This is a genomic window from Pullulanibacillus pueri (assembly GCF_014639255.1).
GTDB lineage: Bacteria > Bacillota > Bacilli > Bacillales > Sporolactobacillaceae > Pullulanibacillus > Pullulanibacillus pueri.
The window spans coordinates 1-13,215 of sequence record NZ_BMFV01000061.1 but is presented as its reverse complement, the minus strand read 5'-3'; the positions used below and the strand labels follow the sequence as shown (position 1 = coordinate 13,215).

The following is a 13,215-nucleotide window of genomic DNA, read 5'->3' as shown; positions in this document are numbered from 1 at the left end:
GATACTAATCGGTCGAGGACTTAACCACTTTATTTTGTTTCTTTCGTTTCTAGTTTTGAAGGAATAATCATTTTTTTCAAAAAAACTATTGATTTTTTTATGAAAAATGTTTATTATAATACTTGTCCGGTGGCAATAGCGAAGAGGTCACACCCGTTCCCATCCCGAACACGGCCGTTAAGCTCTTCAGCGCCGATGGTAATTGGGGGCTTCCCCCTGTGAGAGTAGGACGTTGCCGGGCATTATATTTTGATTTTTTGAATACTGGGTTATGAAATTATGCTTTCAAACTTGTGATTTCTAACATTCCACAGTAGCTCAGTGGTAGAGCAATCGGCTGTTAACCGATCGGTCGTAGGTTCGAATCCTACCTGTGGAGCCATGCTTCCATAGCTCAGTAGGTAGAGCGCTTCCATGGTAAGGAAGAGGTCATCGGTTCGAATCCGTTTGGAAGCTCCATAAAAAACGTTGATACAACGGGGTTTGTCGTACATGCGACGCCCCGTTTTTTGCTGTTTATTTTGGAATGGGCACTATTCGGTCACAATTTGGGTTCGAATAATAAATGTCATAATCAAATTTGCCCCTATGGTAGTATATCCGTGATCAAGCCGTTAGGGTCAAAACAATCGACGAAGACGTGTCGAAGAAGGAAAACCATATAAAGGGATAAAATAGGATATCCTTCGAGATATCCTATTTTAGATGCCTACTATTTAATCTTATCTAATGAAACGTGTCTAAGTCAGTTTTGATATCCATTTATAAAAAATTAAAAGCAGGATGAGCAAGATGGGGTTAGCCATGGCTGAGTACCAAATATTCCACCATCCGTAATGAAAATATCCCCAAGGTTCAGGAAGTAAAGTGAGGAGTTCATATATAAAATAAGCAAAGAGGGAGCAAAAAAAATAAAGCCCTTGTTTGTAGCGGGGTTTTCCAAAGGGATATCCATTCAGGAATAATATATTCACTGGAGGAATTAACATTGTGATAGCAGGTAGCGATGGCCAATCCACACCCTTTGAAAAATACCAGTACCCATGGTATTTCAAATCAATATAAGAATCGACTACTAATTGCAGAGCAATCGTAAAAAGCCATATATGGATGACTTGACTTTTATTAAGTCGCCTATTTTTAATAAAGGCGAGGGAATTAAAAAGAACAACAGCAGTAATTAGGCCAATCATTTTAAAAATCCTTTTTAGAGTTAGTCTTTCATAAGATCGATTTTTTCACTCACTTATTTTAAATTTTTTTGATTTTGTTTTTCGCCATTCATATAACGTTTATGGATTTATGTTGGTAATGGGTTCCTAACATGATTTGAGTGTGTTGTGCTTATCCTAAATATGTTCACTTATAGTGGATAACCAGAAATTAATTGGAGGGATCATAGTGAGTAATAAGGTTTGGATGCCAATTGTCGCTTCTGTGGGCATAGGGGCTGCGGCTTATCAAATGATGCGCCCAAATAATAAAATGAGCAATATGGTCAAACACAGAATTAGACGAATGAAGCAAACCGGAGAGCTATTCCCTCGTTAAGGGATTAAGTTTTTATATTAATTTAATGTTTTTCAACATAGGTATGTACAAAGGGGTACATGCCTATGTTGAATAAAAAGGAAATTTTTTATAATGCGATTGCGTTACTCATGTTATGTGGAAATATTATTATTAGCTTTACCTTTATCTATATTATTTTAGAAGTATTGGGACTGGGGCAAATTGTTGAACACCATCCCACTCCGCTTTACAATTCGGCATGGTTGAATATTTTTACTCGAACATTATATTTTAGTGCTATAACTTTATTTTCAGTAGGTTACGGGGATATTACGCCTTTTGAATGGTCGCGAATGGTGGCTATTATTGAAGCAACTGTCGGATACATATTGCCGGCTGTGATTACCGTTCAATACTTACGTCTTGCGCCTCCTAGGATTGAAAAGTTCTTTAAGAAAGACCCTAAGGATATTAAAAAATAGTCAGTAAAATATCAGAATTTAATTACTTCTATTATTTCCTTTACAAATCGTGAAAGTCTAGATATAATAAAAAGCGTCGGATTGAGAAGTCAATACGAGATGGCCCCTTGGTCAAGCGGTTAAGACATCGCCCTTTCACGGCGGTAACACGGGTTCGAATCCCGTAGGGGTCACCATTTGTTGGAGGATTAGCTCAGCTGGGAGAGCACCTGCCTTACAAGCAGGGGGTCGCAGGTTCGAGCCCTGCATCCTCCACCATAACCTTAAAATGAATGCTGTGAACATAAAGCCAAATAACGTGTAATAAGAGTTATTTGGTTTATATTATGGAGGGATAGCGAAGTGGCTAAACGCGGCGGACTGTAAATCCGCTCCCTACGGGTTCGGAGGTTCGAATCCTCCTCCCTCCACCACCTTACATATTGGGGCCTTAGCTCAGCTGGGAGAGCACCTGCTTTGCAAGCAGGGGGTCAGCGGTTCGATCCCGCTAGGCTCCACCATAACAATAATGAATATTAACTGTACTGTCTATCAAATTTGATAGGCAGTTTTTATTGTAAAAGGAAAACCCTAGGCTATCCCTAGGGTTCAGAAAAGCTTAAGCGGTGTATTAATAAAAGTCCCTTTTAGTACTAAAATAAAATTCGGTTCGTCGACCAAATTTATCAGACTAGGAGGGACTCTGGATGTCAGCTGATGTAAATAGTTTAGCACATACAAAGTGGATTGTAAGTATCACATAGTATTCGCACCAAAATATAGAAACAAGTCATCTATGGAAAGTTGAGAAAAATTTATTGGAATGATCTTAAGACAATGATACAGAAAGGGTGTAGAGAGATAATAGAAGCAGAGGCATGTATGGATCATATCATATGTTAGTGAGAATTCCACCCAAGATAAGTTAGGGCTGGCCAGCAACAAAGGCTTTCAGCCGTAGACGGGTCGTTTTGATTTTAAAAGAACAGAAATAAAGCTCTGGTCATCAGGACGGTGTGGATTCCCGCTTCAGAGCGCTCGCTTCCTGGGGCACGGTCTCAGCTCGTTTTGGAATGGGCGATTTAGTGTCCCAAAATGGTTTTCAGACACGTGTGGTCCCTAAGGACTCTAGTTTAGGTATCCGTGAATCAGCAGCGCTAAGGAACACACTCTATATAAGTGTTTGAAATCTCGCGTCTTTCGCTCCAATCTACTTGATACTGACGAAGCATTTTGGTGAAAAAACTTTTTAATGCCGAACTGAATGAGGACCGTGCTTTGCCGGGTTTTTGCCATGTTGAGAAAGGTAAAAATCATCTTACTCTCAAAATCGAGACTGTTAATTCTTGATCTTTAATATTCCTGTTCCTGTACACGCAGCTTCGTTCAATTCGCTTGATATAGTTTTCGTATCGTTATTTTACTCTGAAAATTACCAAAGGGATGAAAAGTAAAAATAGGGTGTTGCGACTGAGGAAAAAGCGTGTGACAATAGAAGGAGATTAAAATTTAAAAGTCATAGTAAACATTGGGGGGCAATCATGAAAAAGCAGATATCCATAATCGGTGTACCTATGGATCTAGGGCAATCGAGACGCGGGGTTGACATGGGCCCAAGTGCTATTCGATACGCAGGCGTTGTTGAGAAATTAGAGGCTTTAGGTTACTCTGTAGAGGATTGTGGTGATCTTTCTATAGGAAGATCCGAACGTCCAACCCACCAAGGTCTTAAAAATTTGAAAGCGGTTGCTAAAGCGAGCGATGAACTTTATAGAATGGTCAAACGTGAAGTTGGAAAAGGCAGATTTCCGTTGGTATTGGGTGGCGATCATAGTATTGCTATTGGGACGTTAGCCGGGATTTCACGGCCTTATAAGAACTTGGGTGTTATTTGGTATGATGCTCATGGAGATCTCAATACAGAAGCAACCTCTCCAAGCGGAAATATCCATGGCATGCCACTAGCAGTGAGTTTAGGTTATGGCCATTCACTTTTAACAAGTATTGGTGGATATCAACCGAAAGTAAAACCAGAGAATATTGTAATTATAGGTGCCCGTGCTTTAGATGACGGTGAACGTGTCTTTATAAAGGAAAAAGGGATTCGAGTTTATACTATGCATGAAATTGATCGTTTGGGAATGACTCAGGTCATGAATGAGACCATTGAGTACTTAAAAGAAAATACTGACGGTGTCCATCTTAGTTTAGACTTAGATGGTCTGGATCCTGATGATGCTCCGGGAGTGGGTACACCTGTTTATGGTGGAATCTCTTATAGGGAAAGTCATCTTGCTATGGAAATGTTATCGGAGTCAGACTTAGTAACGTCCGCAGAGTTTGTTGAGATCAATCCAATTTTGGATATTAGAAATAAAACAGCAGATGTAGCAGTTGAATTGTTAGGATCCCTTTTTGGTGAAAGACTATTATAGTTCAATGTCGAAGCTAAACGAAAGGAGGCCGGGACATAACGAAATAAGCCAAGTCAAAAGACGAACAATCATATTTTTAAATATGAGTAAGTGTTATGACGCAAATATAAAGCGTAGTCAAAATACGTAGACTCAAAAAAATCGTAAGAACCACGATTTTTTCTGCGAAGATGATTCTCCTAGTTGCTTTCCTTAGTCCTGCGGGAATAGCACGAGCTGAAGATCCACTCGGGATAACATATTTCAATCCCGGGTGAGCTGAGGCCCTGCCCGTGGAAAGCAAAGTATTTTGACGGAGCGACTTATGTACAAAGGAAAAAACGAACGACTTTAAAATCGTTTGGTTTTTCCTTTGTCTTATATACTTTTATCTCGGCCCCATATTAACAAAAGGGAAGTGAATATAGAATTCAAGCTGAGTCTAAAGTAGATGCTGTTTGATCTCCCCTTCAATCAACGTGCTTGCCGATGATGCATTTTAGTATTTTTTCAGTGCTTTAATGAGCAGTCGGTGTGACGCTCGCCTGGTACTCCTATTCGGCTTTTTTATAGGTGTTTAATAGTTTGTCTAGTTCTTGGCTTTTATGAATAATTTCAAGGGAAGTTAAGGGCTTTGTCTCAGCAAGTTTGTAAATATCTTGTCGCATCAACTCTATTTCAATTGAATGATTACTCATTATAAAACCCCTTTCCAAGATTCACTTCAATTTTAATAGATTATTCCCGATTTCACTCTTGTTTACACCCCTTGTTTTTTCATCCCTATTTATAAAAATTTGTCCCCAAACAAATGAAATCTTTGCTAAAATATTTTTGAAACCTATTTTAAATTCATTCGTATTAGGAAAAGCAATAGAAATGAGGCTTTGCACATGAGTGACAAAGTAAAGCAACTGATCCTAAGAGTAAGAAAAGGCGATCATGATGCCTTTGCTAAAATTGTAGAATTTTACAAAAAACCAGTGTACAATATTTGCTTGCGGATGGTGGGCATTCCACAAGAGGCAGAGGACCTCGCTCAAGATGCTTTTTTGCGGGCTTACACAAATATTGATAGATACGAACTGGATAAGAAGTTTTCAACATGGCTCTATAGAATTGCGACAAACCTTTCCATTGACTATCTTAGGCGCAAAAAACCTGCGGCTTATCTTGATTCTGAAGTTCCAGGTACTGATGGGTTTACAATGTACTCGCAATTTTCCATTGATGAACCCCTTCCTGAGGAACGTGTTGTTGATCAAGAAACAAAAGAATGGGTTCAATACGAAATAAATCAATTGCCTCCAAAATACCGTTCCGCCATTATTCTTAAATATATTGAGGATTTAAGCCTTAAAGAAATAAGCGAGATACTTGATCTCCCGGTTCCAACGGTAAAAACAAGGATTCACAGAGGACGAGAGGCATTGAGGAAACGCATGAAGCGTAGTAAAAAGAGGTGAGTATCATGGCTTGTTCTGATGAAATGAGAAAGCTTATAGGTCGTGTTTTAGACGAGGAAGCGAGTATAAGCGAACGCCATGAATTAGAGGAACATATTCAAACATGTTCTAACTGTCGGGAACATTACAAAGAATTACTGAGCACACTACACTTGATAAAGAATATTGGAGAAGAGCCTGTACCGGAGTTTTTTACACAGAAGGTTATGGCAAGGTTGCCAGAAAGACGCGTCTCCCCAAAAATGAGCTGGTTTAAACGGCATCCATTTATTGTGGCCGCCGCGTGTTTTGTGGTATTAATGGTCGGTTATATCACTTCCTTATGGAATCAAACCACTTTTCAAGCTGAAGTAAGCGACGAGAATCAAAATGATAAACTCGTCTATTCTGCAAATCATACAGTTATTGTCCCCAAAGATCAAACCATAAAAGGGGATTTAATCGTAAAAGACGGGAAGGTTAAGATCGAAGGCCGTGTTGATGGTGATGTTGTCCTGATTAATAGTGATTCACTTTTAGCATCCGCTGGACATGTAAGTGGGCACATTAAGAAGGTTGATCAAATTTTAGGTTGGGTATGGTACCATATCAAAGGATTTTTTACTTCTGTGTTTTTTGTAACGCCAGATTTTACAACTTAGCGGAAGACCTTATAAGTGCAACCTCGGCGTTTGCATTAAGGCTTGGCGGATGCCGAGTTTTCTAAAAAGGGTTGGTCATCCATTGAGATGGCCTTTTTATCTTTTAAAAAGTTACTCTACCATTAGTAAGGATCCAATGTCATTGGCAATATGGCGCTGAAGTGCTCTTTTTTAATCAAAAGGTGGGTCGCCTTATCCTTGGTTGGGGTGGGGAGTTCCCTTGTTTAAAATAATCAATCAAGGTTATAACTTTAGCCATAATCTAATATATCTAAAGGGTGGACGTGGCTATCAAAGTTGCTTTTTTTTAAAATCTAGTGAATAATGAACTCCATTACGATAAAATCTTTACCTGTGTTATAATTATAAGTTGAAAAAGATATTTTGATACTTGTTTGGAGGATGGGCGCCATGTTTTCATGGTCGGATATAAATTTCCTGAACTTATTACGATCAATTGTTGATATTTTGGTTGTTACATACATAATTTATAAACTTATAATGGTGATTCGGGGGACAAAAGCCGTCCAGTTTTCAAAAGGGATCATTGTTATCGTGGTAGTCTGGCTCCTGAGTAATGTTCTAGGTCTTAGAACATTGAATTTTATTACGAGGGAAGCTCTTTCTTATGGCTTGCTGGCGATCATTATCATTTTTCAACCTGAACTCCGTCGAGCACTCGAGCAGCTCGGACGCGGGCGCTTCTTCTCCCGTGAGGTCCATGAAGAAGATCAGCGTAAGCAATCTATAGAAGCGATTGTTAAGGCGACAAGCTATATGGCTAAGCGTCGCATTGGTGCTTTAATGTCGATTGAAAGAGAGACAGGGTTAAGTGAATACATAGAAACAGGAATCCCCATGCATGCTCATTTGAGCTCGCAATTATTAATTAATATCTTTATCCCTAATACGCCTCTACACGATGGGGCTGTTATATTAAAGGGCAATGAAATTACGGCCGCTGCTTGTTATTTGCCGTTATCGGAGAGTCCCTTGATCTCTAAAGAATTAGGAACTCGACATAGAGCGGCTATGGGTGTCAGTGAGGTAACCGATAGTTTAACCGTTGTTGTTTCAGAAGAAACAGGGGGCATTTCGTTGACCAAAAACGGTGAACTCTATCGAAATCTTTCAGAGGAGAGACTGACAGAACTACTGGAGAAAGATTGGCTCTTTCAAGTGAGATCGACGAGTGGATTACGATGGAACTGGAGAGGGAAGAAAAATGGATAAATTATTTAGAAATACGTGGTTTATAAAAATCATCTCCCTTCTAATTGCGATCGCCTTGTTTAGCATTGTGACATCGGAAGATCATGATTCAAATAATAACTCAAATATAATATCAAATGGAAATGATACACAAACGATTAATGAGGACCTTTCGGCGAATTACAATGATGATAAGTACATCGTTTTGGGATTGCCGTCTAGCGTCCAAGTACGATTAAGAGGACCATCTGAAATTATTACCAATGCGAAGCTACAAAGAACGCATAAGGCTTTTGTAGATTTGAAAAATAAAAAGCCTGGGAGATATGAGGTCCCTATACAAACTTCTGGATTTTCTTCGAGTTTAGATGTTGAAGTTATCCCATCAACAGTTACGGTGACAATTCAGAAAAAACTGACGAAAACATTTCCTGTAAGTGTAGATTTATTAAACCGCGCCAATATCGCTGATGGCTATTCAGTCGGTGATTATGAGGTGAGTCCAGAGACGGTTTCGGTCACTGGTGCTGAAGAAATTGTCAATCAGATTGCTTTTGTAAAAGGGGTTATTGATCTTAAAGATGTCTCGAAGTCAGTTGATGAAACTGTGCCTCTCAATGCCTATGATAAGAATGGCAATCAACTGACAGTAGATATAAAACCGGCAACAGCAAAAGTGAAAATACCGATCGAGAATCCTTCAAAAGAAGTCCCGATATCTGTCATACCTAAAGGGGAGCCTTCTGATGGCTATGCGATTGAAAGTATGGATGTGGCACAAGATTCTGTAAAGGTTTTTGGAGAAAAGGATACCCTTGACGGTCTTTCAGAAATAAAACAAATTGAAGTCCCTGTCGATGGGCTCCGCAAAACAGAAACGGTTCAAGTGGATGTTCCTGTACCAAAGGATGCTGAGAGAGTCGAGCCTGACAAAATTGATGTGACGGTCCATGTTGGGAAAGAGACTACTCGAACGATTGAGGACATTCCTATTATGGTCAATGACATCGCAAGTAAGGACCGGGACACTACCTTTACCGACCCAGAAAGTGGGGCGCTTGAAGTTGAAGTAACGGGAGCTGAGTCCGTCCTCAATCAATTAAGACGAACCGATATTACGGCAACGATTGATGTGTCTAAGTTATCATCGGGTAAACATGAGGTGCCAATTAAACTTGAGGTCCCAGATTTTCTTCATTACAAATTAAAGATCTCGAAGGCAGAAATCAATATAAGAAATGGAAAAAAAGCAAAAGATTCAGAGACAGAGTGACCGCTTGAAGCTTTCAAGAGGGAACTAAAGGAGCGATAGGAAATGGGTAAATACTTTGGAACAGATGGTGTTAGAGGTATTGCAAATACTGAATTAACGCCCGAATTGGCCTTTAAAATAGGAAGTGCAGGTGGCTTTGCGCTCGCAAAGGATAGTCAGCGCCCAAAAATTCTTGTCGGACGTGATACAAGAATTTCCGGGGAAATGTTAGAAGCCGCTTTAATTGCAGGGCTACTTTCAATTGGTGCAGAGGTCATGAGGCTCGGTATCCTTTCCACTCCTGGTGTAGCCTATTTAACGAAGGCGATGGGAGCACAAGCGGGTGTCATGATTTCAGCTTCACATAATCCAGTTGAGGATAATGGGATTAAATTCTTCGGAAGAGATGGCTTTAAATTAAGCGATGAAGAGGAAGAGGAAATTGAGCAGTTAATGGATGACCCGACAAGTATTCCAAGACCAACGGGTGGCGATGTTGGAAGTGTGAGTGATTATTTTGAAGGCACACAGAAATACTTGCAATTTCTAAAGCAAACGGTTGAAGAAGAGGACTTTAGTGGGTTACGCGTTGCCTTGGATTGTGCTCATGGGGCAACTTCCGCCCTCGCCCCACATCTCTTTGGTGATCTTGAAGCCGACATTACAACGATTGGGACAAACCCTAATGGAGTCAATATCAATGAGGGTGTGGGATCGACACATCCTGAAACCTTAAGTGAACATGTCAAGGCTCATGGGGCCGATGTTGGTCTTGCTTTTGATGGTGATGGTGACCGCTTGATTGCGATTGATGAGAACGGTGAAGTTGTTGATGGTGACCAAATCCTTTATATTTGTGCTCGATATTTAAATGAAGAAGGTAGACTTAATCAGCATACATTGGTAACAACAGTTATGAGTAATATTGGCTTATACAAAGCACTCGATAAAGTCGGCATAGAGACCAAGAAAACAGCTGTTGGGGATCGTTATGTCATGGAGGAAATGCGAGCAAATGGCTATTCCTTAGGCGGCGAACAATCGGGGCATATTATTTTCTTAAACTACACAACGACTGGAGATGGCATGCTTTCCGGTCTGCAACTTGTCAATATTATGAAGGCGACAGGCAAAAAACTTTCGGAATTGGCGGGTGAAGTCACAAAATTCCCGCAAAAACTTGTTAATATTAAGGTTGTGGACAAGCATCGAGTGACTGAAAATCCAAGAGTAGCGCAGACAATCCAAGGAGCAGAAGCCGCTCTTGGCGAGAATGGGCGGATTCTGGTGCGCCCTTCAGGTACCGAATCTCTTGTCAGAATTATGGCAGAGGCACCAACGGAAGAAGAATGTGACGAATATGTGAATAAAGTGGCTGAAGTGGTTCGTGAAGAATTAGGTACGAATAACGAGGCATAAGACCTGAGGAGCGGTGGCTGAACCGCTCCTTTTTTCTACAGGGAAGAAAATATAAGATTTTTGGTCATCAGGACGATGTGGGTAGGGTCGGCGTTGTCACAGGACGTGACGTTTTTAGCCGATCGTCCTTAGTGGCTTCAGCTCATTTTGGAATGGATGAATGGTGTTCAAAAATGGATCTTCGGACGCGTGCTATTTTCGAAGGAGTCTCGCGTCTTCCACTCCAATCCATTTGGTGCTAACGGTGTTGATTTCCAAACCAGAAGGCTGGCATTTCGCGCGTCCTTTTTTCTAACTAAAGGAATCTGACGAAGGCATGAGGAGCCTCGGTAAACATATTTGTCAGCATGGGGCTGAAAACCGAGTTTTTCATAATTCATCACACTTTACTTTTGGGCTCCATATAATGTTAAAGAATAGACATTGACATTTTGAAGAGTTCTCTATAAAATTTAAGAGTCACGTTTAGTCAATAATAGAAAGGTGGATCGCAAAAAGAGAATAACAAAGCGCCAGGACTGCTTTAATAAAAAGAATTAAAAAAGGAGGACGAACAGGGCCAAGAAGTTTGAGACGCGACAGTCACGAGTAACGGAGCGTACATGAGGTACGTGAGTAGCGGAGTGGCAACGCAACGAAAAAATTCGACGGCAATGTTCCCCGGACTTTTTAATTATCTATATAAAGGCAGTTGACGAGGAAGAGGGTTAATCGAGATATTCGGCGGATACCTCTCGGGCACATCACTCCCGGAAGCTAAGACTTCAAAACAGTGGGGCAACCTGCTGCACAAGAGTCTTGCGGTGATCCATATTCATAATAAAACAAGTGGGGTAAGAACACCCCACGTGCTTCTTGCCCCACTTTTCAGGGGGAAAAAGATATGTGCGGAATCGTAGGATATGTTGGACTTAAGGATTCAAAGGATATTTTATTACAAGGTTTAAAAAAGCTTGAGTATCGCGGGTATGACTCGGCAGGTATTGCTGTACAAAATTCTGATGGTGTGCATGTTTTCAAGGAAAAGGGCCGGATTGCTATTCTTGAAAAAGCCGTTGATGAATCGGTACATGGCACGCTAGGGATAGGGCACACACGTTGGGCCACTCATGGTGAACCTAATAAGGAAAATGCTCACCCGCATCAGAGTGTATCACGACGTTTTACTTTAGTTCACAATGGTGTTATTGAAAATGATGATAAGCTGAAATCAGACTACTTGAAGGACGTCGAGCTTAGAAGTGAAACGGACACTGAAGCTGTTGTTCAATTAGTCGAAAAGTTTGTCAATGAAGGGGAAGAAGTCGAGGCGGCTTTTCGGAAAACACTTTCCCTTCTTCATGGCTCTTACGCCTTTGCGATGCTTGATAGTGAGGACCCAGACACCATTTATGTGGCTAAAAATAAGAGCCCATTGCTTGTCGGTGTTGGCGATGGATTTAATGTTGTAGCCAGTGATACGATGGCCATGATTCACGTGACCAATCAATTTGTGGAACTGATGGACGAAGAGATGATCATCGTTAAGCGTGAGGGTTATACTATTGAAACTCTCGACGGCCAGGAAGTGAATCGCGCACCCTATACTGCTGAGCTTGATGCTAGTGACATTGAAAAAGGCACCTACCCTAACTACATGCTCAAAGAAATTGATGAGCAGCCAGCGGTTATTCGTAAAATAGTGATGGCCTATGAAGATGACAAAGGTCAGGTCTCAATTGATGAAGATATCAGGGGAGCCATTGCCGCTTCTGATCGCCTTTATATAGTGGCAGCCGGCACAAGCTACCATGCAGGTTTAGTAGGTAAGCAATTGCTTGAAAATCTTTCAGGTGTACCCACTGAGGTTCATATCGCGAGTGAGTTCTCTTATAATATGCCGCTTCTCTCTAAGAATCCATTATTTATTTTCATTTCTCAGAGTGGTGAAACAGCGGATAGCCGTGCCGTTCTCGTTCATGTGAAAAAGCTTGGCTTCAGAACATTGACAATTACGAACGTTGCCGGCTCAACACTCTCTCGTGAAGCGGATCATACTTTACTGCTGCATGCTGGTCCGGAAATCGCTGTGGCATCAACGAAGGCTTATACCGCTCAAGTGGCTGTGTTATCGATCTTGGCAGCGGATATTGCTAATGGTAAGGGAATGGAACTTGATTTCGATCTTACAAAAGAACTCGGAATTGTCGCTAATGCTATGGCAGCATTGGTTGACCAAAAAGAAGTTCTCGAAAATATTGCTCGTGAATACCTCGCAGATACACGTAATGCATTCTATATTGGCCGTGCGGTTGACTACTTTGTTTGCCTTGAATCGGCACTTAAGCTTAAAGAAATATCCTATATCCAAGCGGAAGGCTTTGCTGGCGGAGAACTTAAGCATGGGACAATTGCCTTAATTGAAAAAGGCACACCTGTTTTTGCACTCGCAACTCAAGCCCATGTTAATGGTAGCATCCGCAGCAACGTTAAAGAAGTCGTCGCTCGCGGTGCCAACGCCTGTATCATCAGTCTTGAAGGCTTAAATGAAGAAGGCGACAGCCTTGTCCTTCCAGAAGTCCATGACGCACTCACACCACTTGTTTCCGTTGTACCTATGCAGCTTATCGCTTATTACGCTGCGCTACAACGCGGTTGCGATGTTGATAAACCACGTAACCTTGCCAAGTCGGTAACAGTAGAATAAGGATGATTATAAATATGAAAAAGCGTTGGCAAATGCCGACGCTTTTTGCTTTTATATTGTTTTTCTTTCTTCGTCAGCTCAAAAAAGGGCTCTATTATATATGTTGGGGTTTGTAGACAATTTACAATGCTGTTTTGGTTAAGTGAAAAATA

At 40.9% G+C, this 13,215-nt stretch carries 11 protein-coding genes, 6 tRNA genes, 1 rRNA gene and 1 pseudogene; 17 read left to right on the top strand and 2 right to left on the bottom strand.

What is annotated here, in order from left to right; all coding sequences use genetic code 11:
- The first annotated feature begins 125 nt into the window (after nucleotides 1–125).
- The 3 genes from rrf (at nucleotide 126) to IEV91_RS21090 (ending at nucleotide 459) form a co-directional block, all read left to right on the top strand.
- A 5S ribosomal RNA gene (gene rrf, locus IEV91_RS21100) occupies nucleotides 126–241 on the top strand.
- 66 nt (nucleotides 242–307) lie between these two features.
- Nucleotides 308–382, top strand: a tRNA-Asn gene (locus IEV91_RS21095).
- A 1-nt stretch (nucleotide 383) separates the two neighbouring features.
- Nucleotides 384–459: transfer RNA gene (locus IEV91_RS21090), tRNA-Thr, on the top strand.
- A gap of 281 nt (nucleotides 460–740) precedes the next feature.
- Here IEV91_RS21090 and IEV91_RS21085 read toward each other — a convergent pair.
- The gene (locus IEV91_RS21085) at nucleotides 741–1,193 is read right to left on the bottom strand and encodes a hypothetical protein (protein WP_188499397.1); all 453 of its coding nucleotides are present in this window, start codon (nucleotides 1,191–1,193) and stop codon (nucleotides 741–743) included.
- A 208-nt stretch (nucleotides 1,194–1,401) separates the two neighbouring features.
- Between IEV91_RS21085 and IEV91_RS21080 the strand changes: the two genes are divergently transcribed.
- The 8 genes and pseudogenes from IEV91_RS21080 to rocF all read left to right on the top strand — a co-directional run bounded on the left by IEV91_RS21080 (nucleotide 1,402) and on the right by rocF (nucleotide 4,408).
- Nucleotides 1,402–1,551 (top strand): DUF3918 family protein, encoded by a 150-nt coding sequence (locus IEV91_RS21080; RefSeq protein ID WP_188499398.1) that lies wholly within the window; start codon nucleotides 1,402–1,404, stop codon nucleotides 1,549–1,551.
- 65 nt (nucleotides 1,552–1,616) lie between these two features.
- A complete protein-coding gene (locus IEV91_RS21075) occupies nucleotides 1,617–1,994 on the top strand; it encodes a potassium channel family protein (RefSeq protein ID WP_188499396.1) in 378 nt (125 codons plus the stop codon).
- Between the two features lie 101 nt (nucleotides 1,995–2,095).
- Nucleotides 2,096–2,170 (top strand) — tRNA-Glu (locus IEV91_RS21070).
- 6 nt (nucleotides 2,171–2,176) lie between these two features.
- A tRNA-Val gene (locus IEV91_RS21065) sits at nucleotides 2,177–2,252 on the top strand.
- A 70-nt stretch (nucleotides 2,253–2,322) separates the two neighbouring features.
- Nucleotides 2,323–2,407: transfer RNA gene (locus IEV91_RS21060), tRNA-Tyr, on the top strand.
- A gap of 11 nt (nucleotides 2,408–2,418) precedes the next feature.
- A tRNA-Ala gene (locus IEV91_RS21055) sits at nucleotides 2,419–2,494 on the top strand.
- 186 nt (nucleotides 2,495–2,680) lie between these two features.
- Nucleotides 2,681–2,896: pseudogene (gene tnpA / locus IEV91_RS21805) on the top strand (IS200/IS605 family transposase); the annotation flags it as partial.
- Nucleotides 2,897–3,514: 618 nt separating this feature from the next.
- Nucleotides 3,515–4,408 (top strand): arginase, encoded by an 894-nt coding sequence (rocF, locus tag IEV91_RS21050; protein WP_188499395.1) that lies wholly within the window; start codon nucleotides 3,515–3,517, stop codon nucleotides 4,406–4,408.
- Nucleotides 4,409–4,941: 533 nt separating this feature from the next.
- Here rocF and IEV91_RS21045 read toward each other — a convergent pair.
- Nucleotides 4,942–5,085, bottom strand: coding sequence for an aspartyl-phosphate phosphatase Spo0E family protein (locus IEV91_RS21045; RefSeq protein ID WP_188499394.1), 144 nt, complete (start codon nucleotides 5,083–5,085; stop codon nucleotides 4,942–4,944).
- Between the two features lie 195 nt (nucleotides 5,086–5,280).
- On the opposite strand from IEV91_RS21045, the gene sigW reads away from it, so the two are divergent.
- From sigW to glmS, 6 genes are all read left to right on the top strand, one after another.
- A complete protein-coding gene (gene sigW / locus IEV91_RS21040; RefSeq protein ID WP_188499393.1) occupies nucleotides 5,281–5,853 on the top strand; it encodes an RNA polymerase sigma factor SigW in 573 nt (190 codons plus the stop codon).
- A gap of 5 nt (nucleotides 5,854–5,858) precedes the next feature.
- A complete protein-coding gene (locus IEV91_RS21035) occupies nucleotides 5,859–6,494 on the top strand; it encodes a zf-HC2 domain-containing protein (protein WP_188499392.1) in 636 nt (211 codons plus the stop codon).
- Nucleotides 6,495–6,905: 411 nt separating this feature from the next.
- Entirely contained in the window at nucleotides 6,906–7,727 is an 822-nt protein-coding gene (cdaA, locus tag IEV91_RS21030) for a diadenylate cyclase CdaA (protein WP_188499391.1), read from the top strand.
- Entirely contained in the window at nucleotides 7,720–8,979 is a 1,260-nt protein-coding gene (locus IEV91_RS21025; RefSeq protein WP_188499390.1) for a CdaR family protein, read from the top strand. The genes cdaA and IEV91_RS21025 overlap by 8 nt, the downstream gene beginning before the upstream one ends.
- A 42-nt stretch (nucleotides 8,980–9,021) precedes the next feature.
- Nucleotides 9,022–10,377 carry a phosphoglucosamine mutase gene (gene glmM / locus IEV91_RS21020; RefSeq protein ID WP_188499389.1) on the top strand — a complete coding sequence of 452 codons (1,356 nt, stop codon included), beginning with the start codon at nucleotides 9,022–9,024 and terminating at the stop codon, nucleotides 10,375–10,377.
- An 883-nt stretch (nucleotides 10,378–11,260) separates the two neighbouring features.
- Nucleotides 11,261–13,063, top strand: a complete 1,803-nt coding sequence (glmS, locus tag IEV91_RS21015; protein ID WP_188499388.1) for a glutamine--fructose-6-phosphate transaminase (isomerizing) — start codon at nucleotides 11,261–11,263, stop codon at nucleotides 13,061–13,063.
- The last annotated feature ends 152 nt before the right edge of the window (nucleotides 13,064–13,215 follow it).

Excerpts from the sequence above, each read along its gene's own strand:
- IEV91_RS21045 (WP_188499394.1), bottom strand. The coding sequence starts at position 5,085 with ATGAGTAATCATTCAATTGAAATAGAGTTGATGCGACAAGATATTTAC.
- IEV91_RS21085 (WP_188499397.1), bottom strand. The coding sequence starts at position 1,193 with ATGATTGGCCTAATTACTGCTGTTGTTCTTTTTAATTCCCTCGCCTTT.
- IEV91_RS21025 (WP_188499390.1), top strand. The coding sequence starts at position 7,720 with ATGGATAAATTATTTAGAAATACGTGGTTTATAAAAATCATCTCCCTT.
- IEV91_RS21035 (WP_188499392.1), top strand. The coding sequence starts at position 5,859 with ATGGCTTGTTCTGATGAAATGAGAAAGCTTATAGGTCGTGTTTTAGAC.
- cdaA (WP_188499391.1), top strand. The coding sequence starts at position 6,906 with ATGTTTTCATGGTCGGATATAAATTTCCTGAACTTATTACGATCAATT.
- rocF (WP_188499395.1), top strand. The coding sequence starts at position 3,515 with ATGAAAAAGCAGATATCCATAATCGGTGTACCTATGGATCTAGGGCAA.
- glmS (WP_188499388.1), top strand. The coding sequence starts at position 11,261 with ATGTGCGGAATCGTAGGATATGTTGGACTTAAGGATTCAAAGGATATT.
- sigW (WP_188499393.1), top strand. The coding sequence starts at position 5,281 with ATGAGTGACAAAGTAAAGCAACTGATCCTAAGAGTAAGAAAAGGCGAT.
- glmM (WP_188499389.1), top strand. The coding sequence starts at position 9,022 with ATGGGTAAATACTTTGGAACAGATGGTGTTAGAGGTATTGCAAATACT.
- IEV91_RS21075 (WP_188499396.1), top strand. The coding sequence starts at position 1,617 with ATGTTGAATAAAAAGGAAATTTTTTATAATGCGATTGCGTTACTCATG.